Source organism: Myroides sp. WP-1 (assembly GCF_014145635.1).
Taxonomy (GTDB): Bacteria; Bacteroidota; Bacteroidia; order Flavobacteriales; family Flavobacteriaceae; genus Flavobacterium.
The window spans coordinates 348,263-372,132 of sequence record NZ_JACHTC010000002.1 but is presented as its reverse complement, the minus strand read 5'-3'; the positions used below and the strand labels follow the sequence as shown (position 1 = coordinate 372,132).

The 23,870-nt window shown below is 35.6% G+C and carries 28 protein-coding genes; 5 read left to right on the top strand and 23 right to left on the bottom strand.

Annotated elements, in window-relative coordinates; genetic code table 11:
• Positions 1-27: 27 nt before the first annotated feature.
• The 12 genes from H4K33_RS03375 to H4K33_RS03320 form a co-directional block, all read right to left on the bottom strand.
• Complete coding sequence (locus H4K33_RS03375; protein ID WP_182647104.1) at positions 28-462, bottom strand: Rrf2 family transcriptional regulator; 435 nt, start codon at positions 460-462, stop codon at positions 28-30.
• 118 nt (positions 463-580) lie between these two features.
• Positions 581-910, bottom strand: a complete 330-nt coding sequence (locus H4K33_RS03370; protein ID WP_182647089.1) for a DUF721 domain-containing protein — start codon at positions 908-910, stop codon at positions 581-583.
• Positions 911-912: 2 nt separating this feature from the next.
• Positions 913-1,347: a lipocalin family protein gene (locus H4K33_RS03365; protein ID WP_182647088.1), complete on the bottom strand. Its 435-nt coding sequence runs from the start codon at positions 1,345-1,347 to the stop codon at positions 913-915.
• Positions 1,348-1,356: 9 nt separating this feature from the next.
• Positions 1,357-2,310, bottom strand: coding sequence for a signal recognition particle-docking protein FtsY (gene ftsY, locus H4K33_RS03360; RefSeq protein ID WP_182647087.1), 954 nt, complete (start codon positions 2,308-2,310; stop codon positions 1,357-1,359).
• 135 nt (positions 2,311-2,445) lie between these two features.
• A complete protein-coding gene (locus H4K33_RS03355; RefSeq protein ID WP_002990306.1) occupies positions 2,446-2,598 on the bottom strand; it encodes a DUF4295 domain-containing protein in 153 nt (50 codons plus the stop codon).
• 7 nt (positions 2,599-2,605) lie between these two features.
• Positions 2,606-2,788 (bottom strand): 50S ribosomal protein L33, encoded by a 183-nt coding sequence (gene rpmG / locus H4K33_RS03350; protein ID WP_002990305.1) that lies wholly within the window; start codon positions 2,786-2,788, stop codon positions 2,606-2,608.
• Positions 2,789-2,814: 26 nt separating this feature from the next.
• Positions 2,815-3,051, bottom strand: a complete 237-nt coding sequence (gene rpmB, locus H4K33_RS03345) for a 50S ribosomal protein L28 (protein WP_002990304.1) — start codon at positions 3,049-3,051, stop codon at positions 2,815-2,817.
• A gap of 80 nt (positions 3,052-3,131) precedes the next feature.
• The gene (locus H4K33_RS03340) at positions 3,132-4,376 is read right to left on the bottom strand and encodes a competence/damage-inducible protein A (protein WP_182647086.1); all 1,245 of its coding nucleotides are present in this window, start codon (positions 4,374-4,376) and stop codon (positions 3,132-3,134) included.
• Positions 4,373-4,726, bottom strand: a complete 354-nt coding sequence (locus tag H4K33_RS03335) for a hypothetical protein (RefSeq protein ID WP_182647085.1) — start codon at positions 4,724-4,726, stop codon at positions 4,373-4,375. Before H4K33_RS03335 ends, H4K33_RS03340 begins: the two co-directional genes overlap by 4 nt.
• A gap of 6 nt (positions 4,727-4,732) precedes the next feature.
• Positions 4,733-5,344: a fumarylacetoacetate hydrolase family protein gene (locus H4K33_RS03330; RefSeq protein ID WP_182647084.1), complete on the bottom strand. Its 612-nt coding sequence runs from the start codon at positions 5,342-5,344 to the stop codon at positions 4,733-4,735.
• Between the two features lie 12 nt (positions 5,345-5,356).
• Positions 5,357-6,130, bottom strand: coding sequence for a 3'-5' exonuclease (locus H4K33_RS03325; protein ID WP_182647083.1), 774 nt, complete (start codon positions 6,128-6,130; stop codon positions 5,357-5,359).
• A gap of 204 nt (positions 6,131-6,334) precedes the next feature.
• Positions 6,335-7,363, bottom strand: a complete 1,029-nt coding sequence (locus H4K33_RS03320) for a cytochrome-c peroxidase (RefSeq protein WP_182647082.1) — start codon at positions 7,361-7,363, stop codon at positions 6,335-6,337.
• Positions 7,364-7,595: 232 nt separating this feature from the next.
• On the opposite strand from H4K33_RS03320, the gene H4K33_RS03315 reads away from it, so the two are divergent.
• Positions 7,596-8,042, top strand: a complete 447-nt coding sequence (locus H4K33_RS03315) for a hypothetical protein (protein WP_182647081.1) — start codon at positions 7,596-7,598, stop codon at positions 8,040-8,042.
• 319 nt (positions 8,043-8,361) lie between these two features.
• Here H4K33_RS03315 and H4K33_RS03310 read toward each other — a convergent pair whose 3' ends face one another.
• The 9 genes from H4K33_RS03310 to H4K33_RS03270 all read right to left on the bottom strand — a co-directional run bounded on the left by H4K33_RS03310 (position 8,362) and on the right by H4K33_RS03270 (position 17,995).
• Positions 8,362-8,760, bottom strand: a complete 399-nt coding sequence (locus tag H4K33_RS03310; protein WP_182647080.1) for a hypothetical protein — start codon at positions 8,758-8,760, stop codon at positions 8,362-8,364.
• 484 nt (positions 8,761-9,244) lie between these two features.
• Positions 9,245-9,940, bottom strand: coding sequence for a sulfite exporter TauE/SafE family protein (locus tag H4K33_RS03305; RefSeq protein ID WP_182647079.1), 696 nt, complete (start codon positions 9,938-9,940; stop codon positions 9,245-9,247).
• Positions 9,941-9,945: 5 nt separating this feature from the next.
• Positions 9,946-10,395 (bottom strand): FixH family protein, encoded by a 450-nt coding sequence (locus tag H4K33_RS03300; protein WP_182647078.1) that lies wholly within the window; start codon positions 10,393-10,395, stop codon positions 9,946-9,948.
• Between the two features lie 20 nt (positions 10,396-10,415).
• Positions 10,416-11,837 (bottom strand): cytochrome c oxidase accessory protein CcoG, encoded by a 1,422-nt coding sequence (gene ccoG / locus H4K33_RS03295; protein ID WP_182647077.1) that lies wholly within the window; start codon positions 11,835-11,837, stop codon positions 10,416-10,418.
• Between the two features lie 96 nt (positions 11,838-11,933).
• On the bottom strand, positions 11,934-12,911 hold the full coding sequence (locus tag H4K33_RS03290; protein WP_182647076.1) for a cbb3-type cytochrome c oxidase N-terminal domain-containing protein: 978 nt from the start codon (positions 12,909-12,911) through the stop codon (positions 11,934-11,936).
• The gene (locus H4K33_RS03285) at positions 12,908-13,114 is read right to left on the bottom strand and encodes a cbb3-type cytochrome c oxidase subunit 3 (protein ID WP_158961321.1); all 207 of its coding nucleotides are present in this window, start codon (positions 13,112-13,114) and stop codon (positions 12,908-12,910) included. Before H4K33_RS03285 ends, H4K33_RS03290 begins: the two co-directional genes overlap by 4 nt.
• A gap of 17 nt (positions 13,115-13,131) precedes the next feature.
• Positions 13,132-15,315, bottom strand: coding sequence for a cytochrome-c oxidase, cbb3-type subunit I (ccoN, locus tag H4K33_RS03280; protein WP_182647075.1), 2,184 nt, complete (start codon positions 15,313-15,315; stop codon positions 13,132-13,134).
• A 12-nt stretch (positions 15,316-15,327) separates the two neighbouring features.
• Positions 15,328-15,528, bottom strand: a complete 201-nt coding sequence (gene ccoS / locus H4K33_RS03275; protein WP_182647074.1) for a cbb3-type cytochrome oxidase assembly protein CcoS — start codon at positions 15,526-15,528, stop codon at positions 15,328-15,330.
• Positions 15,529-15,613: 85 nt separating this feature from the next.
• On the bottom strand, positions 15,614-17,995 hold the full coding sequence (locus H4K33_RS03270) for a heavy metal translocating P-type ATPase metal-binding domain-containing protein (RefSeq protein WP_182647073.1): 2,382 nt from the start codon (positions 17,993-17,995) through the stop codon (positions 15,614-15,616).
• 127 nt (positions 17,996-18,122) lie between these two features.
• Between H4K33_RS03270 and H4K33_RS03265 the strand changes: the two genes are divergently transcribed.
• The 4 genes from H4K33_RS03265 to H4K33_RS03250 all read left to right on the top strand — a co-directional run bounded on the left by H4K33_RS03265 (position 18,123) and on the right by H4K33_RS03250 (position 21,545).
• The gene (locus H4K33_RS03265) at positions 18,123-18,806 is read left to right on the top strand and encodes a Crp/Fnr family transcriptional regulator (RefSeq protein ID WP_182647072.1); all 684 of its coding nucleotides are present in this window, start codon (positions 18,123-18,125) and stop codon (positions 18,804-18,806) included.
• A gap of 78 nt (positions 18,807-18,884) precedes the next feature.
• Positions 18,885-19,907, top strand: coding sequence for a bifunctional oligoribonuclease/PAP phosphatase NrnA (locus H4K33_RS03260; protein WP_182647071.1), 1,023 nt, complete (start codon positions 18,885-18,887; stop codon positions 19,905-19,907).
• A complete protein-coding gene (gene gldI, locus H4K33_RS03255) occupies positions 19,900-20,451 on the top strand; it encodes a gliding motility-associated peptidyl-prolyl isomerase GldI (protein ID WP_182647070.1) in 552 nt (183 codons plus the stop codon). Before H4K33_RS03260 ends, gldI begins: the two co-directional genes overlap by 8 nt.
• 5 nt (positions 20,452-20,456) lie before the next feature.
• Positions 20,457-21,545 carry a peptidylprolyl isomerase gene (locus H4K33_RS03250; RefSeq protein WP_182647069.1) on the top strand — a complete coding sequence of 363 codons (1,089 nt, stop codon included), beginning with the start codon at positions 20,457-20,459 and terminating at the stop codon, positions 21,543-21,545.
• An 89-nt stretch (positions 21,546-21,634) separates the two neighbouring features.
• Here H4K33_RS03250 and H4K33_RS03245 read toward each other — a convergent pair whose 3' ends face one another.
• Positions 21,635-22,261, bottom strand: a complete 627-nt coding sequence (locus H4K33_RS03245; protein WP_182647068.1) for a WbqC family protein — start codon at positions 22,259-22,261, stop codon at positions 21,635-21,637.
• Between the two features lie 2 nt (positions 22,262-22,263).
• Positions 22,264-23,850 (bottom strand): signal peptidase I, encoded by a 1,587-nt coding sequence (lepB, locus tag H4K33_RS03240; protein WP_182647067.1) that lies wholly within the window; start codon positions 23,848-23,850, stop codon positions 22,264-22,266.
• Between the last annotated feature and the right edge of the window lie 20 nt (positions 23,851-23,870).

Here is a 23,870-nt window from a genome sequence, read left to right as displayed (position 1 = left end):
AAAAAGAGAACTCACATTCTCATTCACTTAGATCTTTAAAAAAGTATCACCTGACTTGGTACCTTTGGCTAACTCTTCTAACGATGTTGTTTCTAACATTTGTTTTAATTCATTGCGAATCGCTTTAAATTTAAAATGAACTGGACAAGGGTGTGTCTCAGAACACTGTGCTAAACCCAATCCGCAACCTTTGTATATTGCATCTCCATCTATAACTTTAACTATTTCAAACAACTTGATCTGCTTTAATTGACTCACTGGGATTTCAAACCCTCCTCCTGCTCCTCGAACAGATTCAATAATTCCGCCCTTTACTAACTTCTGCAAAATCTTGGCTACAAATGCCTCTGGGGCGTCAATTTCTTGAGCAATCTCTTTAAATCCTACACGCGAACCCTTCAATGATGATACTGAAATAAAGACAGCAGATCGAATAGCGTATTCACAAGCTTTAGAAAACATACCTTTACTATTACAAGACAAAGATAAACTATTTATTTACATAAAAGACAAAAAAGTCTTTTATTGTGAGTAAAAAAAAAAGCGACAGCATTTTGTAGTTGCTGTCGCTTTCTATTTATTATCTTAAAACAAGATCTTCAATTAATTCACGCTTTAATTCTTCGTTGAGCATCTTGATGATTTTTGCTTTTCCGTAACTCAATTCATCTCGAACAATAGACGAAGACAGTTTGACGTATAGTGTGCTTCGCTTAAAAGCTACATCTAGCGTATAAGATACAATACCTGGTCCTAATACTGTTTTCCACGCCTCATATACATCGAACTCATTCAGCCCACCATCGAGGTTATTTTCTGTTCTAAAGAGCTGTAATAAATCAGACAATCCTTTCGCTTCTCTTACTCGAGGACTAATCTTGTTTCGGTAATTAGGATTGTTTTTATTCACGTTTACTCTTTAATTTGAACAGGGTGTGCTCTTTTATAATAGTACTTAATCTTAGTTTCGTTTTCTACCACCATTTTTTCATCGCTAACGCTTAACACTTGTTCTTCCCAAGTTGCAAAATCAGTTTTATAAACCAACCAAATTGCACCATCTTTTTCTGTTAGTGTAAAAGCCTCAGGCATATCATTGGTTAAATACTCTCCATTAAACTGAGGAACTACTTTATAGCGTACGCCTGTTTGATCTTCTTTCAATTCAAAGTAATCAATCGTTGAATTAATAGTATAGTCTTTTTCAGTGCCATCAGGTAATTGTGCTTTTTCAATTTCCCAGTATCCATTGATATGGGCTATAACTGCAGACTTATCAGCTTTAGATTGGCAAGCTTGCAAAACGATTATTAAAAGTAAGCTACAAAAAAATTTAAATGTTCGCATCCTCTTCTTTTATTTAAAAAATGAATCGACAAATTCATATTTATTAAACACTTGTAAGTCTTCAATTCCCTCACCTACACCGATATAACGAACAGGAATTCTAAACTCATCCGAAATACCAATTACAACTCCACCTTTTGCCGTACCATCTAATTTAGTAACAGCCAAAGACGTCACTTCTGTAGCAGCTGTAAATTGTTTGGCTTGTTCAAAAGCATTTTGCCCAGTAGAACCATCCAAGACAAGCATCACATCATGAGGAGCATCAGCAATAACTTTTTGCATCACGCGTTTCACTTTAGAAAGCTCGTTCATCAGGTTTACTTTATTGTGCAAACGCCCTGCTGTATCGATAATAACAACATCGGCATTTTGAGTCACAGCAGATTGCAAGGTATCAAAAGCGACAGAGGCAGGATCACTTCCCATTTGTTGACGTACGATAGGCACATCAACGCGATCTGCCCACACTTGTAACTGATCAATAGCAGCAGCTCTAAAGGTATCAGCAGCTCCTAAAACCACTTTCAAACCAGCCTTTTTAAATTGATAAGCCAGTTTTCCAATTGTCGTTGTTTTTCCAGCTCCATTCACCCCAACTACCATGATAACATAGGGTTTTTTATCTTTTGGAATCTCAAATTCTGTAGATTCACCTAATTCTGTTTCCGACAGTAAACCTGCGATTTCTTCGCGTAAAATTTGGTTTAATTCTTCTGTTCCCACGTATTTATCACGAGTAACTCTTGCTTCGATACGCTCAATAATCTTTAAAGTTGTATTTACCCCAACATCTGAGGTTACTAACACTTCCTCTAGATTGTCTAAAACATCATCATCTACTTTAGATTTACCAGCTACAGCTTTGGTTAACTTAGAGAAAAAAGACGTTTTAGATTTTTCTAATCCCTTATCTAACGTTTCCTTTTTTTCTGAAGAAAAAATTCGTTTAAAAAAACTCATAACATTCCTATTAGTTTGTACAAATATAAAGAATAAAAGTATACCATCTTATAGCGGTTTGCTATAACTTAGAAGGTACTATAAATGAAAAAAGCTACCTAATAAGGCAGCTTTTTCAAGATATTTAATGGTAAATTACTTTTTACTCAAGAATTCATCTACAAAATCAGGAGCCATAACAGACTCAACAAATGTGTAAGCACCTGTCTTTGGAGATCTAACCATTTTAATTGCTTTAGTCAACTTCTTAGAAGATGTTCTTAAAGTAGCTACGGTTTTCTTTGCCATGACTTAATTATTTAATTTCTTTATGAATTGTTACTTTTTTCATGATAGGGTTGAATTTCTTAATTTCCAATCTATCAGGTGTGTTTTTCTTGTTCTTAGTTGTGATGTATCTTGAAGTACCTGGTAAACCAGATGCTTTATGTTCAGTACACTCTAAGATTACTTGGATTCTATTACCTTTCTTTGCCATCGTTTTCCTTGTTTTTTATGGTCGAATTATTTTACTAATCCTTTTACTCTTGCTTCTTTCAAAACAGCAGTAATACCTTTCTTATTAATTGTTTTTAATGCAGTGGTAGACAATTTTAATGTTACCCATCTGTCTTCTTCAGCAATGTAAAAACGTTTTTTAATTAAGTTTACAGAAAACTTTCTTTTAGTTTTATTCATCGCGTGAGAGACGTTGTTTCCAACCATTGCTCTCTTTCCAGTAATTTCACAAACTCTTGACATTATATCTAATCTTTTATTTCAATATTCAAAATCAGGGTGCAAAGTAACGAAAAAGATTTTTACTAAACAAAATCTTTCAACTATTTTTTTAATATTTCGTTATAAACCAATTCCAAAGCGCGACTAATGGCTCGTTCAATGACTTGTTCTCTAGGTTGACCTAGCTCAAATTTCACTGCAAAGCTCCCATACTGTGAAGCAATTCCAACATATACAGTACCTAAATCTGCTGTTGAATCTCCTTTAGATGGACCTGCATTTCCAGTGGTAGAAACGCCAAAATCAGCTTGAAATTTAGTTCGAACTTGCTCTGCCATTTCGCGAGCTACTTGTTCACTCACCACACTATGGGTGGCGATAGTTTCTTTCTGAACCCCCAAAACTGTTTCTTTAGCTGCTGTCGCATATGGGATCACTCCTCCTTTGAAATAAGCCGATGCGCCTTCTTTTTCACTAAATAGAACTGCTAATCTACCTCCGGTACAACTCTCTGCACATGCAATGGTTTTCCCTTCTGCTTTTAGCTTCTCTATCACTACTTCAGCGCGACTTAAATCGGTATAAGCGCGGATATTTTCCTTGACCTGAGTTGGAATCGCTGCAATAAGTTCATCCAACAAGGTTTCTATTTTATCTTTGTTTGTTCCAACGGAAGACAAGCGCAGGCGCACCCTGCCTCTACTAGGCAGATAAGCCAATTGCACCTCTGCAGGCAAAGCATCTTCCCATTCACTTAAATATTCGGCCAACAAACTTTCTCCTATTCCGTAAACAACAATTGTTTTATGCACATTAAAACGCAAGGTAAATTGCTCTTTTAACAGAGGAGTTAAGCTATTTTCGACAATCCCCTTCATCTCGAAAGGTACGCCTGGCAAAGACACGTATTGTGTATTGCCTTTTTTCATCATCATTCCTGGTGCTGTTCCCAATTGATTAAACAGTACCGTTGCTTTAGACGGCACTAAAGCCTGTTTGCGGTTAAGATCCGAGATAGGGCGTTTAAAATACCCTTCGATCAGTGCTTTCACATGCGTAAATACCGCTGTATTCTCTACCAATTCATCCTCAAAAAAACGACAAAATACTTGCTTGGTCAAATCGTCTTTTGTCGGTCCTAATCCTCCAGTAATCAAAACCAAATCCACGCGTTCTAGCTGTCTATTCATGGCCTCACTAATTGCAGATTCCGAATCGGAAATAGAGAGCATTTCAACAATTTCGAACCCCAATTTATCAAGGTAATTCGCTAAAAAATTAGAATTGGTGTCTACGATTTGTCCAATTAAAATCTCGTCTCCAATGGTGATGATACTCGCTTTCATTCGACAGTTATTTGGTAATCTTTTTTAATCTCTTTCACGGCAGAACGCAAGTGTTTTCGCAGTGATTTGTACACTTCTTTAATCTCTTTGGTTTTGCCTTTTTGCGCGATCCATTCCTGAACACCATTAAATTCCTCAGATGCTTGATCCATCCCTAAGATCTCAACAATGGGTTGCAAAATTGTGACGTGCTTTTGCAATTTTTCGTAATTCTTTGCATCGATATGCTTTTTCATTTTATCCAATCGCTTTGACATTTGTTCCACATAAACAATAAGTTCTTCCACTACGTGTTCTTCCTTATTACTGTGCTTGTCATAAAGCGCTCTTACATCATAAAAAAGAGCCATAATTCGTTATTTTACGATTAAATCAAAAACTTTATTCTCACCTAAATATCCTTCTAGGACATCGCCAGGTGTTACCTTTCCAACACCTGCAGGTGTACCTGTAAAGATCAAATCACCCGTTTTCAAAGTAAAGTACCTTGAAATTTCTGCTATTAATTCGTCTATCTTCCAAATCATTTGCGCCGTTGTAGCCTGCTGAACTATTTTGCCATTTTGAACAAAAGAAAAAGCCAATTCATCCATTGATTCAACTTGTGTTTTAGCAATAAAATCCCCGACAAAAGCAGAATTATCAAATGCTTTTGCTTTCTCCCAAGGCAAGCCTTTCTCTTTTAACTTCGCTTGTATATCTCGAGCGGTAAAATCAATTCCCAACGAAACTTGATCATAGTATTTAGAAGCAAACTTTGCATCGATGTACTTACCCACTTTTGTAATTTTCACCACCACTTCTGCCTCATAGTGAATATCTTGCGAAAAATCGGGAATTACAAAAGGGAATTCTTTTCCTAAAAGAGCGGTATCGGGTTTGATAAACAATACCGGTTCATTTGGTCTTTCGTTATTCAACTCCGCGATGTGTTCAACGTAATTTCTTCCAACACAGATAATTTTCATACTACTTCTCTTTTATAGTTTATTATTGAGTTTTCGCAACTTAATTCCGGTCAACACTTTTTTGGTATACAGTGGGAAATCTGCATTTTGAATCCAACCGTAATAACCTGGTTCATTTTCCAACACCTCTTCCACTAAAACACCTTTGTGCTTACCAAAGGTGAATACTTCTTGTCCTTCTTCATTTAACGCAATAAAACCTGCAAAATCAACACTTTTCTTTCTTGTTGTAAACTCAGACAACACGCGCATATCATTTTCTAAATCGTCATATCGATCGAGTTGTGCTTTCAGGATTTCATAGGTAGCATGGGTATCAGCAGCAGCAGAATGGGCATTCTCTAAACTTTCGTTACAATAGAACTTATATGCTGCACTTAATGTTCGTTCTTCTTTTTTGTGAAAAATGGTTTGAATATCAACCGTTACGCGATTCCCCAAGTCAAAATCAACACCCGAACGAAGCAATTCTTCTGCTAACAATGGAATATCAAAGCGATCAGAATTAAACCCAGCTAAATCAGAGTCTTTAATCATTTGATAAACCAAGGGAGCTAATTCTTTAAATGTAGGCTCATTAGCGACTTTCTCATCCGTAATTCCGTGAATTTTAGAAGACGCTTCTGGTATAGGTCGCTCAGGGTTAACTAACCATGTTTTACTTTCTTTATTTCCATTGGGAAATACTTTTAATATAGCTATTTCTACGATTCGATCTCTTGCTACATCGATTCCTGTTGTTTCTAAATCAAAAAAACAAATAGGTCTGTGTAATTTCAACTCCATACTTCTTGGTTTATTTATCTACAAATATAACAAATGTAAAGTTTAGCCAATATAATTTGAGTAGTTAACTTTTAGTAGCTCACTATTTGCATGAAATAAGCTCCTCTGAAACAGCTCTCTTCGCACTAATTGAAAAAAAACAAAAGCTACTCAAAGAAGAATAGCTTTTGTCAACATATACAAACAAACTTTGATAAGAAACACTTATTCAAAGGGTGATTTTTTAACTTCTGCAGGGATATCGCTAGATAAACTGCCTAAAAAAGCAACAATATCATCTAACTGTTCTTTTGTCAAGGTTATATTGGTTTGAAGATCAGCCATAATTTTTACTGCTTCTTTCAAATCACTAACAGATCCATCGTGAAAATAAGGTCCAGTATGTACAATATTTCTCAAACCAGGTACTTTAAAGAAATAGTTTTCCGTTTCTTTTTTACTCAAATCAGCCAAACCTTTATCTACTTTTTCAGACTTTGTAGCTACCCAGTAATCTCCATAGAGTCCAAATTTCTGAAACATTTGACCTCCCATAGCTACCCCACTGTGACATGTCGTACAACCAACAGCCATAAAAGCTTCTAGTCCTTTTTGTTCTTGTGCAGACAGCGCCTCTCTATCTCCTTCTAAATATTGATCAAAACGACTCGCTGGCATTAATGTACGCTCAAAAGCACCAATGGCATTAGTGATATTTTTGAACGTTATAGGTTGTTTATCGGTTGGGTAAACAGCTGCAAATTTTTCTTTATACAGCTCAACTTGACGCAAGCGGTCTTCTAGTTCTTTTTCATTTTTGATATTGTGTTCAACCGGATTTAGGATTGGTCCTCCTGCTTGTTCTTCCACATCTTTAGCACGACCATCCCAAAACTGCATACTGTGCAAGGCTGCATGAAAAACGGTAGGTGAATTTCTCCCTCCTAACGAACCATCATCACCAGGAGAAAAAGCGAGATTATCAACTCCATAAGTATTCAGATTATGGCAAGAATTACAGCTTATATTGCCTTCTTTAGACAAACGCGTATCGAAGTATAAATACTTCCCTAAATCCACTTTAGCTGAATCTATTTCAGGAAGATCTACTGAAGAAATGGGCTGAAAAAAAGTTTTTGCTTGGGTAAACAACCCACCATCGTCTTTTTGTACAAACTCAAAGGCATTTGACTTATCCTGCTTACACCCTACCAATGAAACTAATACGGCAACTAAAATCAGTTTTTTAATCATAATTCACACTACTTTTAATTCTAGTATTAAATTACAGCCAATTTTTTTCTTAAACACTGATAATTATCACTTCATTTTGACAATTAAGTTTTAAAAATAATCACTTATTAACACTCAAATACTATTACTTTTGAACTAAAAAGCATAGAAAAACCAATATTATTTAAATATTATTTTGTTTTGTTGAATTATTATCTTATTTTGGTCTTATTGAATTACACGAATCAAGCTTATGAAAAAACTATTTCTTCTTACTATACTAGCCTTGTCGCCTCTTGTGCAGAGTTGTCAAACTACGGAAACCATAGTTTCTTCGCCTTATACTTTAGATAAAAGCAAAACAAAAGTTTTTACAGCAAAAACTCTCCTGTTCAAGAATTATTATTTTACCTATAAAGATGGTAAAGCTACATTGGTGTATCAACAAGACAGTAAACTAAATGGCACACAAACTCCTATTTTCCTAACGTTAGAAGAAGACCAAACTTCAAAGAGACATCAACTGTTTGTCGATTCTTCAAAACAAATTTCAGTACGTGTCATTAACAATAATCAAGTGAAATTGCGTTTGGACAAAGCTACTTATACGCTTTATACTGAAAACTACCTGGAAGAAGTTCATCCTGATACAGAAAAAATTCTAGCTGATGTAGCTATTTGGAGAAAAGACAATTATTAGTTTTTGATGATGGTGAGGCGTTGAGGCGTTGAGATGATGAGGCGTTGAGATGATGAGGCGTTGAGATGATGAGGCGTTGAGGCGTTGAGATGATGAGATGTTGACGCGTTGAAATGATGAGGCGTTGAGATGGTGAGGCGTTGAGATGATGAGGCGTTGAGATGGTGAGGCGTTGAGCACCTAAAAAACGATTTTTATCTTATTCCAGAAAATTGTATTACTCACTCCTATCCCCTAACTGTTCACTCACAACCGTTCACTCGTAACCAAAAAAAAGTCCCCGATTTTCATCGAGAACTTCTTATTCCATTTAATTTTTTTACTCTAGATCTTCTTTTTCATGGTGATCTGCATAATTAACAACTTCATCGTAGTTGTCATTTTCGTAATCTTCTTCACCCGAATCAAATAAAACAACGTTTAATCGTTTGAACAACAATCCTAACATTCGTTTTTGTCCTTCTGCATCAAGATCAAATTGCATTTTTACTAAATGCTCTTTAAAAGGTGTACTTTTTACTTTGTCAACACAAAGCATGGTCAATTCAAAATCTTGAATTCCCTGTAGAGAAACCCCTACAACCTTAAAACGCTCTTGATCTACACCGAAGTACTCCCCAATACTGCTGATGTAATTTCCTTTGTTAACTGCGATCATATCTGATATATCCGCAGCTACAGTACCTTTAAAATCGTTATACTGTACTTTTGCTTTCATAAACAACAAATTTTAATTTTTTTCTACTGTGAATTTAAGAAATATTACTTTATCCAAAAAACATTGCACTGTTTTTACAAATACGTCATTTTTATAACAAAAAAACAATATAGAAAACAACAATTGTACTAAATAAAAACAAACACCTCATAATTACAAATACAACTCAAGCATTAAAACAAAATATTAACACCAAAAACACCAGTAAAACAAACAAATAATGTAAAAATTTATGATAAAACACTGAAAATTGAAATTTGTGAACACAAAGTAGTCACATATAAAAAAGACAATTAGATAGACTCTACTCAGTCAGGTACAAAAAAAAAGGAAAGACTATGTCTTTCCTTTTTTTTCTTTTCTTTTTCTATAGCATTTGAACAACAACTAGTAATCTTTTTCATAGCTAATAACAATCTTACTTTATCGCTGTTCTATCCTTTAGACAAGAGAGGCAATCAAAAGTCACATAATTAAGTATTTTTTAACACATTGCTTCTCCTCGAACAAATAGATTTAATGTATCTGGTGAGAGATAAGGAATATTTAATCCCAATCCTCTAATGATAAAAAGCATACCAATAAGCACAATGACAACGGGATAGTACTTCATCACTCCTCTTCTAAACGAGTCAGAAAAAAGATTTTTAAAATAAATAACTAAGCTCATCAAGGGAATTGTCCCTAGGCCAAACAAAGCCATATATGCCATTCCCAGAAGTACATCTTGTGTTGCTAAAGCACCAAACAAAGCGACATATACCATTCCACAAGGTAAAAACCCATTAAAGAAACCGATGAAGAACAAGGCATTTGGTGATTTCTTTTTAAACTGTTTTCCTAAGGAAGATTTAATCCAATTTACAAAGCGATACAGCGGTTTTAAAAGGTTAAAATTTCCAATTCGATTGGTGGGTATGAGCGCCAATACAATCATAATAATACCTACTACAATTGACAATTGTTGCTGAAAACCAGCCAGATACAGACCTTTGCCAAACAGGCCAAAAACAAAGCCTAATAAAGAATAGGCAGATATCCTACCTATGTGATAGGTGAACATCTGCCTAATTTTTAAAACTGGATTGTTTTGGCTAATTGGCAACATCAACGCAATCGGTCCACACATTCCAATACAATGCAGACTGCTTACTAAGCCAAAAATAAGTGCCGAAATCAATACTCTTACTTAATTGTTATTTTTTTTACATTTCTATACGATACATCGTTATAGTTCCATTCAACCACAATATCCCAACGACCGTCTACCAGATTTGTGTTAGGTATGAGCAAATTGGAAGAAGACAATGATATGAGAGTATCAAAGTCTAATTGCTGGTTAGACGGTCTGTATAGGAATATTTTTCCATGTATTTTGTTATAGTCAAAACTTTCAGGAAAAGTTATTTTAATTCCATCAGTTGTACTGTATATTGTAACTTGTTCTTCGAGTTTTAGTGCTTCCATTTCTCTCTCACGACGGGAATCCACTTCAACTTCTTGTTGATAATAATTTTCTGTCACCAGTTGATTGTCATACTTCGAATCAACTTGTACTCGAATTACATATTGTAAAATGAATATCATAAATAGCCCAATAGCAATTACGATACCTGTTCCAAAATTAAATTTCATACCTAACTATTTTTTAATTTTTAATTCAATAAGCGAGGGCCTAAGAAGTTGGTTTTGGTTGTTTGGATTAAACGATCTCCATCATATACTTCAATAGTTACCTTAGTGCTATACCCATCGAGTTCTTTTTGAGGAATTTCGATAAACAGCACTCCTTCGCTATAGTTTTCTTTTTTCACTTCGATGACGTCTTTTCCAACCATTTGTACTTGTGCACCTTCCGGTTTTTTCACTTTAAAGGTAAGGTTGTCATAGTCTTTCATCGTTTTATTCATGATCTTAAAGGTATACACGTTAGAGATATTAGCTCCTTTGTGTTCAAACGTTTTACCAGCAACGCGCAATACTCTAGCTTCAACATCCATTCTTAAAAACAGAAGTCCGACTAACAACAGCACTAAAATAGACAGTACAATAGTATATCCTTTTTGACGAGGTGTAAATTTATAGCGTTTATTTTCTACAATTTCTGATTCAGAAGCATAGCGAATTAGCCCTTTAGGAAACCCTGCTTTTTCCATAACGAAATCACATTCATCAATACAAGCAGTACAGTTTACACATTCTAACTGTGTTCCATTTCGGATATCGATACCTGTCGGACAAACGTTGACACATTGTTTACAATCGATACAATCACCGATTCCTTCCGCTTGTCTGTCCATGCCTTTTTTCAGCTTAGCTCTTCCGTTTGTGCTTTCACCACGTACATGATCATACGCTACAATAATAGATTTATCATCGAGTAAAACCCCTTGTAGGCGGCCATAAGGACAAGCGATTACACATACTTGCTCTCTAAACCAAGTAAATACAAAATAGAAAGCACCAGTAAAAATAACCAGTCCAATAAAATTACCCATATGTACAAACGGACCATCTTCAATCATCAAGAGCACTGCGTCACTTCCAATAATATAGGATAGAAAAACGTTGGCAATAATAAAAGATATCACAAAGAAAATGAACCACTTCAAAAGTCTCTTGCGTATTTTCTCTGCATTCCAAGGTTGTTTGTCTAATCTCATTTGAGCACCTCTATCACCGTCGATCCAGTATTCGATACGTCTGAACACCATTTCCATAAAAATAGTCTGCGGACATATCCAACCACAAAAAATACGACCAAAGGAAACCGTAAATAAGGTTACAAAAACAACACCGATAATCATTGAAATTACGACCAGATAAAAATCTTGTGGCCAAAAAGGGAAGCTAAAAATGTTGAATTTTCGATCAATTACATTAAATAGCAACAACTGATTTCCGTTTATTTTAATGAAAGGGGCTGCTAATAAAAAAGCTAGTAAGAGATAACTAACTATTTTTCGCTTGTTGTAAAATGGGCCAGACGGCTTTTTAGGATAAATCCATGCTCTTTTACCATCTTTGTCAATGGTACTTATCGAGTCTCTAAAACTCTCATTATTTCCATTTTCCATAGCCTTGTGTGTTTTTTATAAAAGGAGTTGAGCCTGTATAATACTCACTCAACTCCTTTTTTATGTGTTTATTAGTTTTTTTTGTTTGATCTAGGGTTACTCCTGAGCAGGTTCAGCTTCATCAGCAGCTGGAGTTTCAGCAGTTTCCGGTTTTGCTTCTTCAGCAGCACCGTCAGCAGGTGCTTCTAACTCCGCTTTAGACCAAATGATATCTCCTTCAGCTTCTTTCGGGCTTGCAGGAATTGTACCATTTAAAGAAATAACATAAGATGCTACTTTTTCAATTTCAGAAGGTTTCAATGTTTTTTTCCAATCTACCATTCCTTTACCAGGTCTACCCCCTTCAGAAATTGTATGGAAAACATTTTTCATTCCACCACCTAAAATCCAATGATCATCTGTTAAGTTTGGTCCGATTCCTCCACCACCATCAGCTTGGTGACAAGCTACACAGTTCATGTCGAAAATCTTCTTACCAGCGGCTAACGAACTTTCATCTGTTAAGTATTGTGCATCATCAGCTGAGATTAAATCTGCAGCAGTTTTTTTGTACTCTTCGATTTGTTCTTTCGCAATAGCCATTGCTTTTTCGTATTCTACAATTTGGTTGTCGCCTCCAAATACGTGGAATCTCAATAAGTAAACTACAGAGAATATAACAGTAACGTAGAATAATCCAACCCACCAAGGTGGTAATTCGTTATCTAACTCTTTAATACCATCATAATCGTGATCCATTAACAACTCTTTTTCATCGCTAATTTCTTTAGCACGAGTCATCTTTTGCATCATTTTCTTCACCCATGGACGATCAGCAAATGAAAGGTTGTCTAACGCTTCTTTCGCAGCGATTTCTTCCGGTGTCATTAATCGTCTGAGTACTCTATTGGTTGCCGAAGCAACGATTTCTACAGCTATTAAAGCGAATAAAAACAATCCCAACAAAATAAGCACTGCAGGATGATCTACAAAAGCAGGTCTTTGCGCTGTTCCGCCTGCTACCCATTCTACTAGTACGTAAAATAGCAAGAATAGTAATGGAACTCTTACATATACTGGAAAATACTTTTTCATAATTTTTCTGAATTAGGATCAACATTGTGCTTTTCATCATCTAGAAATGGCATATTGCTCAATTCTTCGATCGTCTCCTTTTTGTAGGTAAACACCCATACGAATAGGCCAACAAAAAAGGTAAAGAATATCAGCAATGAGATAATAGGGTATATTTCTATTCCACCTATTGTTTCCATTGTATGCTTAATAAATTTCAACATAATGTATCATCTTTTTATTATTCCTCAACTCTATTTTTGATGTCTGTACCTAAACGTTGTAAGTAGGCAATCATCGCTACAATCTCACGCTCGCTCATCGGAACGAACTCTTGTCCATTTTCTTTAGCAGCTTTTTCACTTGCTAAATAAGATTCTGTATAATCTGGATCAGTTTGTAAGTTTAACGCAATTTGATCTCCTTGTTCTTTGATAGATTGTCTTGCATTAGCAATATCTTCATCTGTATAAGGAACACCTAACGTTCTCATCACGCTCATTTTCTTCTCGATATTAGAGAAATCCGCTTGTTTATTATCGAACAACCATTTATATCCTGGCATGATAGATCCCGGAGATGTTGATTGTGGATTAAACATGTGGTTAAAATGCCAGTTATCAGAATATTTCTGTCCTAAGCGCATTAAATCTGGTCCTGTACGTTTAGACCCCCATAAGAACGGGTGATCGTATACATACTCTCCTGATTTTGAATACTCTCCATAACGCTCAACTTCAGAACGGAATGGTCTAATCATTTGAGAGTGACATCCCACACATCCTTCACGGATATACAAGTCTCTACCTTCTAATTCTAATGGTGTATATGGTTTTACACTTGTAATGGTAGGAATATTAGATTTCACAAAAATCGTTGGGATAATCTGTACAATACCTCCAATTAAAATAGCAACTGTAGTAAGGATTGTAAACTGAATTGGTCTTCTTTCTAACCAAGTATGCCAAGCTTCTCCTCTTAAACGAGAAGCAGAAATTCTTTTTAATTCTGGTGCTTCTGCCAATTCATCTTCTACTGGTTTACCAGCTCTTACTGTTTTGTATACTAAGAAGATCAATACGAATAATCCGATTAAGTAGAACGAACCTCCAATTGCACGCATCACATACATTGGCATGATCGCTGTTACTGTTTCAAGGAAGTTACCATATTTTAATGTTCCTGACGGATCGAAATCTTTCCACATTAAGTGTTGAGAGAATCCAGCTACATATAAAGGAATTGTATAAAGGATAATACCTAATGTACCAATCCAGAAGTGGAAATTCGCTAGTGTTTTAGAATACAATTCTGTTTTTGTCATTCTAGGGATTAACCAATACACCATACCAAACGTCATAAATCCGTTCCATGCTAAAGCACCTACGTGAACGTGAGCAACGATCCAGTCTGTATAGTGAGCAATAGCGTTTACGTTTTTCAAAGACAACATTGGCCCTTCAAACGTCGCCATTCCGTATCCTGTAATACCTACAACGAAGAATTTCAAAACAGGATCAACTCTAACCTTATCCCAAACTCCACGTAATGTAAGAAGTCCGTTAATCATACCTCCCCAAGATGGAGCAATCAACATTACAGAGAATACAACTCCTAAGTTTTGTGCCCATTCAGGTAAAGCTGAATATAATAAGTGGTGCGGTCCAGCCCAAATGTATAAGAAAATTAAAGACCAAAAGTGGATAATAGATAGACGATATGAATATACCGGTCTATTTGCTGCTTTTGGCAAGAAGTAGTACATCAATCCTAAAAATGGCGTTGTCAAGAAGAAGGCCACGGCGTTATGTCCGTACCACCACTGCACTAATGCATCTTGAACCCCTGCATACACTGAATATGATTTCAATCCGTGTACTGGTAACTCTAACGAGTTAAAAATGTGTAATACTGCTACTGTAACGAAAGTTGCTAAATAGAACCAGATCGCAACGTAAATATGACGCTCTCTACGATTAATAATCGTCATAATCATGTTGATACCAAAAGTAACCCAGATTACCGCAATAGCGATATCAATTGGCCATTCTAATTCAGCATACTCTTTTGAAGTAGTAAAACCTAGAGGCAAGGTGATTGCTGCAGCAGCAATAATTGTTTGCCATCCATAAAAGTGAATGTTACTCAAAACATCACTGTACATTCTCGACTTACACAAACGTTGTAAAGAATAGTAAACCCCTGCAAAAATTGCATTTCCAACGAAAGCAAAAATAACTGCATTCGTATGTAGCGGACGTAGTCTTCCGTAACTCAACCAAGGAATCCCATCGGTTAAGTTAGGAAATATAAACATTACCGCTAATAGCAATCCTACAAGCATCCCTACTGCACCAAAAAAGATCGATGCGTAAAGGAATTTCTTTACAATTTTGTTGTCATAATAAAATTGTTGCACTTCCATAGTTGTTTATATTTAATTTTCTTTTTGATTAATTTCCTTGCCTTTGTTCCCTTCCTTTTTGTCCTCTTTTTTTAATTCATCATCAAACAACATGCGAACAGAAGGTGTATAAGCGTCGTCAAACTGACCACTTTTCACTGACTTAATAAAAATGTATAGGAAGATTCCTGCCACGAAAACACTGATACTAATTAAGAAATAAATAACACTCATACCTTATTATTATTAAAACAAAGTTAACAATATATTTTACCTAAAAATATGATAAATATCACCAAAAACCTAATAATTAGTTTTTTTATTTTATCTTTTTTCCATAATAATTTGTCAAAACAGTAACGAAGCTAATAATAGTAAACGTACTGATTGGCATCAATATAGCAGCCAACAAAGGCGACATCATATTCATAATTGAAACCGTAATACCGATCACATTATACGTTAAAGCAAGTACATAACTGATTTTGATCACTTTAACAGATTGTTTAGAAAAATCCAAGAAACTGAGCAGTTGATCAAAAACACTCGCATCAAGGATTGCATCACTCGCTGGCGTGAAGACATTGACGTTTTCTGAAACAGAAACTCCCACATTACTTTGCGCCAGAGCTCCTGCATCATTTAACCCATCACCAATCATCATAACATTTCCACCTTGCTCTTGTAAGTGTTTGACATAGTCTAATTTTTCTTCGGGTTTTTGATTAAAAGCCAAGAGCGTATCTTCGGGTAATAACGTTTGTAAATACGCTTTTTCTCCTTCGTTATCTCCTGAGAGAATACTGAGTTTATAATTGTGCTTACGCAAGTTTTTAAAGAGCGTAGCTAAACCTGGTCGGTAGTGATTCTCAAAAACAAACTTCCCAAAATACTGTCCTTCTATGGCGATATGCACCGCGGTTTCGTTAAGGCGCTCTGTATGATCAGCTCCAACTAAAACTGTCGAACCAATTTGATAAACTGAACCGTTAATCACTCCGACAATTCCCTTACCTGGAAGTTCCTCAAACTGGGTAGGTTTAATCACTACCTTCGTTTGCAAGAAAGCATATAACTTTCGACTCAACGGATGGTTTGATGCGCGGACTAAATTTTTAATATCACTTTGTTGGTCTTTCGTTAGTTCCCTTCCTTCGTATTGAATGGTCGATTGCGCATTTGTTGTAATGGTACCCGTTTTATCGAAAACAAGCGTATCAACTTTTGCCATTTGCTCAACAACAGTCACATTTTTGAGAAAGAACTTTTTTCGACCTAAAATTCGAATGGCATTTCCAAGAGTGAATGGCGCTGTTAATGCTAAAGCACACGGACAAGCAACAATCAAAATGGCAGTTACCACATTAAAAGCACTATTTAAATCGACAAATGCCCAACCGATAAAAGCCAAAACAGAAATAGTCAACAAAGCCGGAGTAAAGTAATGACTAACTGTATCCGTAATGGTTTTATATTTTAAATCGACGCGTTTTTGAAACACTTCATTACTCCACAATTGCGTCAAGTAACTTTGAGATACCTTATTAATAGCTTCTACTTCTACAGCCTCTCCCATCTGTTTTCCTCCAGCAAATAATTTATCGCCAGATTTCTTTTCAACGGGGATCGCTTCACCTGTAACAAAACTATAGTCGATAAACGCGCGCTCAGATAATAAGATCGCATCAACGGGAAGTAATTCTTGATTGCGAATCAACAAACGATCTCCTTGTTCAACCTCATAAACCTGTATAGGCTCTTCAGTTCCCTCCTTTTTCAGCTTGGTAATTGCAATTGGAAAATAGGATTTATAGTCTCGTTCAAAAGACAAGAAGTTATATGTGCGTTGTTGAAATAGTTTTCCCAACAGCATAAAGAACACTAACATGGTCATACTATCGAAAAACCCTGGCCCTAGATCAAAAACAATATCTATTGTACTGCGGATAAACATCACAATAATCCCTAAAGACATCGGAATATCAATCGTATAATTTTTTGTTTTTATACCCGTCCAGGCAGCCTTGTGATAAGGAGAAGCCGAATAAAAGAACACAGGCAAAGACAGAACAAGAATCAACCAACGGAAGAAATTCTTGTACTGTTCCATCCATACATCGTCTATGTTGAAATACTCAGGAAAAGACAGCATCATGACATTTCCATAACAGAAAAAGGCAACGCCTATTTTGTAAATCAAGCTACGATCGATATTGTTGGGTTTTTCTTCGTAATTCTTTAGACTGATGTACGGTTCATAACCAATACGACACAGCAAAAGAACAATTTCTTTTAAGTCTATTTTCTCATTATTAAAGGTAATCGTAGCCTTTTTTTCAGGAAAATTAACTAATACACGATAAACCCCTGCGTTGAGTTTATGCAGATTTTCTAAAATCCAAATACACGAACTACAGTGAATGTGTGGAATATACAAGGAGACAATAGATGTAGCCCCCTCGTTAAATTCCAGCAATTTTTCCACAATATCGGGGTTGGTTAAAAAATCATATTTGCCTTGAACATCTTCAGGAGTAGCTCCTGGTGTAGCTTCAAGGTCATAGTAACAGGTCAAATCGTTTTCATTGAAAATTTCGTAGACGGTTTTACAACCGTTACAACAAAACATTTTTTCATCGTAGTCTATACGATTAAATGCAGTAACACTGTTACCACAATGAAAACACGCTTTTTTATCCATAAAATTTGCTCATTTACCTTGTACAAAGGTCTTAGTTAATTCTCCTAAAATTTATGACATTTATCATTAAATAGCACTATCTTTGTCGAGGTATTTCACCATTTGCATTAAATAAGTATATTAAGGTATGGGAAGATGTGAGCAATGTATGATTAGAGAATTTAGTTCTTTAAAAGCGTTAACTAGAGAGGAGTTACTAGCGATTTCAGAAACAAAAACCCACTTTATCATTAGAAAAGGAGAGAATATATTTTCAGAAGGAGAGAGTTTAAATGGGGTTTATTGTATTAAGGAAGGTTTTTGCAAGTTAACCAAACTAAATTCAAACGGAAAAGACTCTATTGTCAAGTTAGCAAAACGCGGAGATTTGTTAGGGCAGCGCTCGATCATTAACGAAGAAACGTCTAACCTTTCAGCAACTGCTTTAGAAGACATGCAAGTGTGTTTCATTCCTAAAAAAGAAATGCTAGATCACTTCACAGAAAACAACAAGTTTTCTCTACTTATTACCCGTGATATTTGTACTCACTTAAAAGATGCCGATCAGGATTTAGCCAATCAAACCCATAAAACAGTAAAAGAGCGATTAGCTATTGTATTGCTAAAGCTTGAAGAGTTAGGTGGATCTGCTGCTGATACACAGGCACTAAACATCAAATTATCTCGCGAAGATTTAGCCAACATGGTTGGTACAGCTACTGAAAGCTGTATTCGTTTGCTTTCTGAAATGAAAAAAGAGGGCATTATTCAACTCAAAGGTAAGGACATTGTTCTGGTAGACAAGCGTGAGCTTCGCGCATTGGCTGAATAAATGTGAACTGTTGTTTTAATTTAATTAAAATCCGTTATATTTTTATGCAAATGATGCAAAATAACTTATTTTCGCATTATGAAGCAGACAACAATAGATACATTAAAACAACTAATTAGTTTACCGGCAAAGAGCTTTTCAATTATTCCTCATCGCAACCCCGATGGTGATGCTATTGGTTCTTGTCTTGGATTATTTCACGTCTTAAAACAACTAGGACACAAAGTTGAAATTATCTCTCCCAATGAGTACCCAAATTTCTTGGCTTGGATGCCTGGAACTGCAGCGATTAAGATCTACGATTTTAATAAACCCGCAGGACAACATATCTTAAAAAATAGCGACTGTATTTTTACGTTAGATTTCAATATTCTATCGCGAACTGGAGATGAAATGGGCGATTTCTTAGCAACTCTACCCAATGATTTTGTTATGATAGACCACCATCAAATGCCTGGTGATTACGCTAAGTTAACCTTTTCAGATACTTCATTCGGTTCCACTTGTGAATTACTCTATACGTTGTTGGAACGTATGGATCTAACATCATTAGTGAATCAAGAAGCCGCTACGTGTATTTACACGGGAATTGTTACGGATTCAGGTTCGTTCAGATTTCCAAAAACAACAGCCAAAACACATCAGGTTGTTGCTGCTTTAATCGACAAAGGCATTGACAATCCTTCTATTCACCACGCTTTATTCGACAACAGTTCTTATAATCGCTTACAGCTTATGGGGAGAGCCCTGCAAAACTTGCATTTAATTCCCAATACTCAATCGTCTTATTTATTTTTAAGTGAACAGGATTTACAGGAATTCAAACACCAAAAAGGCGATACTGAAGGATTAGTAAATTACGGTTTATCGATTGCAGGTATTGATTTAACTGCCTTTTTTATTGAACGCCAAGAAGAAGGAATCATTAAAATATCTTTCCGTTCTTCGGGCAATCTCGATGTCAACCTATTGGCTCGTACTTATTTTGAAGGTGGCGGACATATTAACGCAGCTGGAGGAAAATCTACTTTATCTCTGGAAGACACAATTAAACGTTATACCGAAATAGTAAACAATCACAAACACGATTTTTATGTTTAACCCTCGTTTAGCTATTGCTCTGTTGTCACTTGTTCTTGTTTTGGCTAGTTGTCAACAAAAAGATGAGCCTCGAAAGCCTATCTCTCAATCCAAATCAATAGAAACTAAACTCTCTATTGATCGTAATGTGGAATTAAGAGAAAGTGAAGAGGATATCTTCAAAAAATACATAGAGAAAGATGTAGACCACGATTACATTCATTCGAACACAGGTTTTTGGTTTACCTATTTAGAGCGTCAAGTTAAAGATTCTATTCGCCCTCAAAAAGGTGATCTTGTTCATTACACCTATGAGGTACAAGCTGTAAATGACAGTATTATTTACGGACAAAAAGAAATAGGTTCTCTAACCTACAAAGTAGATGAAGAAGATATTCTACCTGTATTGAGAAACAGTATAAAAACTTTAAAAACCAACGAACGCATCAAAGTTTTAACGCCTTCGAGTTTAGCTTATAGCTATTTGGGGGATCAAAAATCAATTGCTAAAAACCAACCTTTAGTATTCATCGTTTCTTTGGAATCAATCACAAAATCTAATTAATAAAAATGAAAAAAATGACGAGTTTAATTTTAAGTTTAGTCGCTTTAGTGTCAGCTTGTACTACACAGAAGTCAGATTTACCTGATGGATTGTATGCAGACATTAAAACCAACAAAGGTAATATTATCGTTGAACTAGCTTATGAAAAAGCGCCAATTACTGTGGCAAACTTCGTGAGTTTAGCAGAGGGAAAAAACCCTTTTGTCGATGAGCAATATAAAGGAAAACAATACTACGATGGAATCAAATTTCACCGTGTGGAGAAGGATTTCGTTGTCCAAGCAGGTGATCCAACAGGTACTGGTGCTGGTGGGCCAGGTTATGTTTTTCAAGATGAGTTTTCTCCAGAATTAACACATGACAAACCCGGAACATTATCTATGGCAAATGGTGGACCATTCACTAACGGAAGTCAATTTTTCATCACACATAAACCTACTCCTTTTTTAGATAATAGACACTCTGTTTTTGGCTATACAATAAAAGGAATGGATGTAGTAAATAGCATTCAAAAAGACGATGTAATCGAAAGTGTAAAAATCATTCGTCAAGGGAAAAATGCGAAGAAATTTGACGCAGTAAAAGTGTTCAAAACGTATTTTGAAGAGGCTGCCAAAGCTAAAAAAGAGAAAGAAGAGAACATGAATAAAGTTCAAGAATCTTATGCTGCTAAATTCACAGATTTAAAGAGCAAAGCGAAAGTATTAGATTCAGGATTAGCTTATGTAATCACAGAACAAGGACAAGGTAAAAAACCAGCGATCAGCCAAGAAGTATATGTTGACTACGCGGGATTCTTTGAAAATGGAATGTTGTTTGATTCGAGTATTGAGTCAATTTTAAAATCATTTGACACCTTTGATCAACGCAGAGCTGACATGAATGGTTACCAACCTATTCCATTCAAATTCGGAGCTAAAACAGGATTAATCCCTGGATTTATTGAAGGTATTGAACAAATGAACTTCGGAGATACTGCTATTATCTTCATTCCTGCTCACTTAGCTTATGGAGAACGCGGAGTAGGTCCTATTCCTCCAAATACAGATCTAGTTTTCGAGTTAAAATTATACGAAAAATCAACAAGAGAATAATATAAAAATCCCCTACGATGTGAGGGGATTTTTTTGTTCTTGAAAGATATAACCATAAAAAAAAACACCCTGTATAGGGTGTTTTTTTATTATCTTATTTGCTGATTTTTTAAATAATTCACTGCATTTCGTCCTTCATTAAATAACAAGTCTAAAATACTGAGATTGTTTAAAAATCCATTCTTATCATCGAATACTTGAACATAGGTTTCGAATTGATTTTCGTCTTTCTTTCCGTTGGCCAAAGATCTCAAATCCATTATTCCTTCAGGAACTTCTTTGAGGTACTCTTCCGTTTGACTAGTCTTCCACGTTACACCCAAACACGCTGTAATGATTTCGTGAATTTCTAAATTCAAATCTAACATATACTTGTGGTGTTTCTCAAACACAGGGCGAATATCATCTTCGAAATACTCAAAATAAGGAGAAGTTCGATAAGCTGCTTCTAAGCTTTTAAAATGTTGCTTCTGCCATCCGAAGGCATATTCAATTTCAACATCTTTAAACCTTTGATTTACGCCTTCTTTGGTATGCTTGATGGGAATATTCAACAGTTGCATGCCATTGGCACTGTGAATATACATTCTATTTCTATTGGTCTGTTTTTGAAAATTATCATTCACTTCAAAAACAATTTCCTCTGCTTGCGCCATCGCTACATAGTGACTTATTGAAGGAAAATAAGTCGGATGTAGTAAAATTGTATTGGTCATTACTAAAACTTAGAATTCTTTTTATCTCTTCTTCTCTTATATAAACTATAACCACCCCAGCCCACTAAGATCACTACAAAATAAGGAAAGTAAGAGACTTGTTCTCCATTTCCATTAACAGTGATAAACATGCGATCCCAACGTATTTTATCTAAGGCTTTCGACCAAGGAATAGCTTGATCTAAGCTCATCCAAACAAATACAGGCTTTCCGACGATGTGATCTTCAGGAACAAATCCCCACATTCTACTATCTTCCGAGTTATCTCGGTTGTCTCCCATCATGAAGTAGTAGTTTTGCTTGAAGGTATATTGATTGGTTGCTTGTCCGTTGATATAGATTTGTCCGTCTTTCACGTCAAGTTCATTCCCTTCATATACGCGTATTGCGCGTTTATACATGGGTAGATTATCTTCATTTAATGTGATTGTCTCACCTTCAGCAGGAATGTGAATAGGACCTAAGTTCGATTCTGTCCAGGTTGGTTGGTTGTGTGGAAAAATAAAACCACTTGGTGTTTTCATCCCAAGAAGTTGTTCTGCACCAGGACTTTTATGTATCCCTTTTACTCCACTGAACGTCTTTAAGTATGCAACATCATCATTTGTCAATGATCTAAAATAAATCCCATAATGTGGACGATCAAGATAGGTCACAAAATCACTAATTTTTCGATCGTTAATGATTTTTCTCAAATCTAAGGTTCCATCCGTTTCAACCAAATAGCTGTACTGAACTTTTGCTCTATCATTGAGTTGTAATTCTTTATCATTAATGAAAACTACCCCGTCTTTTACAGATAAGTTCTCACCTGGTAGACCCACCGCACGTTTGACATAATTGGTTTTTTTGTCGATCGGCTTGATTACACCTGGACGTCGTACTGGATCATTAAACTTATATATTGTATCTACTGGCCAGTTGAACACCACAATGTCGTTGTGTTGTACTTTTTGAAAGCCTGGTAATCTAAAATACGGTAAATGCGGTTTATTTAAATAGGATTTACGCGAAGTAAATGGAATGGTATCATGTACCATAGGCAGCGCCACTGTTGTCATAGGTGTTCTCGCTCCGTAGTGAAATTTACTTACAAATAAAAAATCTCCTACTAATAATGTTTTTTCTAAAGAAGAAGTTGGAATCGTATACGGTTGAATCGCATAAGTATGAATTACTGTAGCAACGACTACCGCAAATAAAATAGAACTAACAAATTCTCCTGTTTCTGTTTCAGGTTTAAGTGATCGATTTTCGCGATATTTTACATCTCCTGCATAATTTACATAAGCGACATACAATCCAAGTGTAACAACACCTAAAATGGTATCTACCGTTGATTTTTTTCCAAAACTTCTCAATATTTCCACCCAAACTACAGGAAACATAATAAGGTTTACAATTGGAATAAACAACAGGATTACCCACCACCAAGGGCGATTGATAATCTTCATTAATACTACTCCATTATATACAGGAACAGCCGCTTCCCAAGCTTTTCTACCTGCTTTTACATATAGCTTCCACGTTCCTAAAAAGTGAACTACTTGAATCAGCAAGAAAAAAATAAACCATTGTGTTAGTGTCATACTTCTTTATTTTTAAAACC

Excerpts from the sequence above, each read along its gene's own strand:
- H4K33_RS03340 (WP_182647086.1), bottom strand. The coding sequence starts at position 4,376 with ATGAAAGCGAGTATCATCACCATTGGAGACGAGATTTTAATTGGACAA.
- ftsY (WP_182647087.1), bottom strand. The coding sequence starts at position 2,310 with ATGAGTTTTTTTAAACGAATTTTTTCTTCAGAAAAAAAGGAAACGTTA.
- H4K33_RS03325 (WP_182647083.1), bottom strand. The coding sequence starts at position 6,130 with ATGGAGTTGAAATTACACAGACCTATTTGTTTTTTTGATTTAGAAACA.
- H4K33_RS03260 (WP_182647071.1), top strand. The coding sequence starts at position 18,885 with ATGAAGCAGACAACAATAGATACATTAAAACAACTAATTAGTTTACCG.
- H4K33_RS03245 (WP_182647068.1), bottom strand. The coding sequence starts at position 22,261 with ATGACCAATACAATTTTACTACATCCGACTTATTTTCCTTCAATAAGT.
- H4K33_RS03265 (WP_182647072.1), top strand. The coding sequence starts at position 18,123 with ATGGGAAGATGTGAGCAATGTATGATTAGAGAATTTAGTTCTTTAAAA.
- H4K33_RS03290 (WP_182647076.1), bottom strand. The coding sequence starts at position 12,911 with ATGAAAAAGTATTTTCCAGTATATGTAAGAGTTCCATTACTATTCTTG.
- ccoS (WP_182647074.1), bottom strand. The coding sequence starts at position 15,528 with ATGAGTGTTATTTATTTCTTAATTAGTATCAGTGTTTTCGTGGCAGGA.
- H4K33_RS03270 (WP_182647073.1), bottom strand. The coding sequence starts at position 17,995 with ATGGATAAAAAAGCGTGTTTTCATTGTGGTAACAGTGTTACTGCATTT.
- ccoG (WP_182647077.1), bottom strand. The coding sequence starts at position 11,837 with ATGGAAAATGGAAATAATGAGAGTTTTAGAGACTCGATAAGTACCATT.
- H4K33_RS03285 (WP_158961321.1), bottom strand. The coding sequence starts at position 13,114 with ATGTTGAAATTTATTAAGCATACAATGGAAACAATAGGTGGAATAGAA.
- H4K33_RS03300 (WP_182647078.1), bottom strand. The coding sequence starts at position 10,395 with ATGAAATTTAATTTTGGAACAGGTATCGTAATTGCTATTGGGCTATTT.
- rpmB (WP_002990304.1), bottom strand. The coding sequence starts at position 3,051 with ATGTCAAGAGTTTGTGAAATTACTGGAAAGAGAGCAATGGTTGGAAAC.
- gldI (WP_182647070.1), top strand. The coding sequence starts at position 19,900 with ATGTTTAACCCTCGTTTAGCTATTGCTCTGTTGTCACTTGTTCTTGTT.
- H4K33_RS03310 (WP_182647080.1), bottom strand. The coding sequence starts at position 8,760 with ATGAAAGCAAAAGTACAGTATAACGATTTTAAAGGTACTGTAGCTGCG.
- H4K33_RS03355 (WP_002990306.1), bottom strand. The coding sequence starts at position 2,598 with ATGGCAAAGAAAACCGTAGCTACTTTAAGAACATCTTCTAAGAAGTTG.
- H4K33_RS03335 (WP_182647085.1), bottom strand. The coding sequence starts at position 4,726 with ATGGCTCTTTTTTATGATGTAAGAGCGCTTTATGACAAGCACAGTAAT.
- H4K33_RS03365 (WP_182647088.1), bottom strand. The coding sequence starts at position 1,347 with ATGCGAACATTTAAATTTTTTTGTAGCTTACTTTTAATAATCGTTTTG.
- rpmG (WP_002990305.1), bottom strand. The coding sequence starts at position 2,788 with ATGGCAAAGAAAGGTAATAGAATCCAAGTAATCTTAGAGTGTACTGAA.
- lepB (WP_182647067.1), bottom strand. The coding sequence starts at position 23,850 with ATGACACTAACACAATGGTTTATTTTTTTCTTGCTGATTCAAGTAGTT.
- H4K33_RS03320 (WP_182647082.1), bottom strand. The coding sequence starts at position 7,363 with ATGATTAAAAAACTGATTTTAGTTGCCGTATTAGTTTCATTGGTAGGG.
- ccoN (WP_182647075.1), bottom strand. The coding sequence starts at position 15,315 with ATGGAAGTGCAACAATTTTATTATGACAACAAAATTGTAAAGAAATTC.
- H4K33_RS03375 (WP_182647104.1), bottom strand. The coding sequence starts at position 462 with ATGTTTTCTAAAGCTTGTGAATACGCTATTCGATCTGCTGTCTTTATT.
- H4K33_RS03250 (WP_182647069.1), top strand. The coding sequence starts at position 20,457 with ATGAAAAAAATGACGAGTTTAATTTTAAGTTTAGTCGCTTTAGTGTCA.
- H4K33_RS03315 (WP_182647081.1), top strand. The coding sequence starts at position 7,596 with ATGAAAAAACTATTTCTTCTTACTATACTAGCCTTGTCGCCTCTTGTG.
- H4K33_RS03330 (WP_182647084.1), bottom strand. The coding sequence starts at position 5,344 with ATGAAAATTATCTGTGTTGGAAGAAATTACGTTGAACACATCGCGGAG.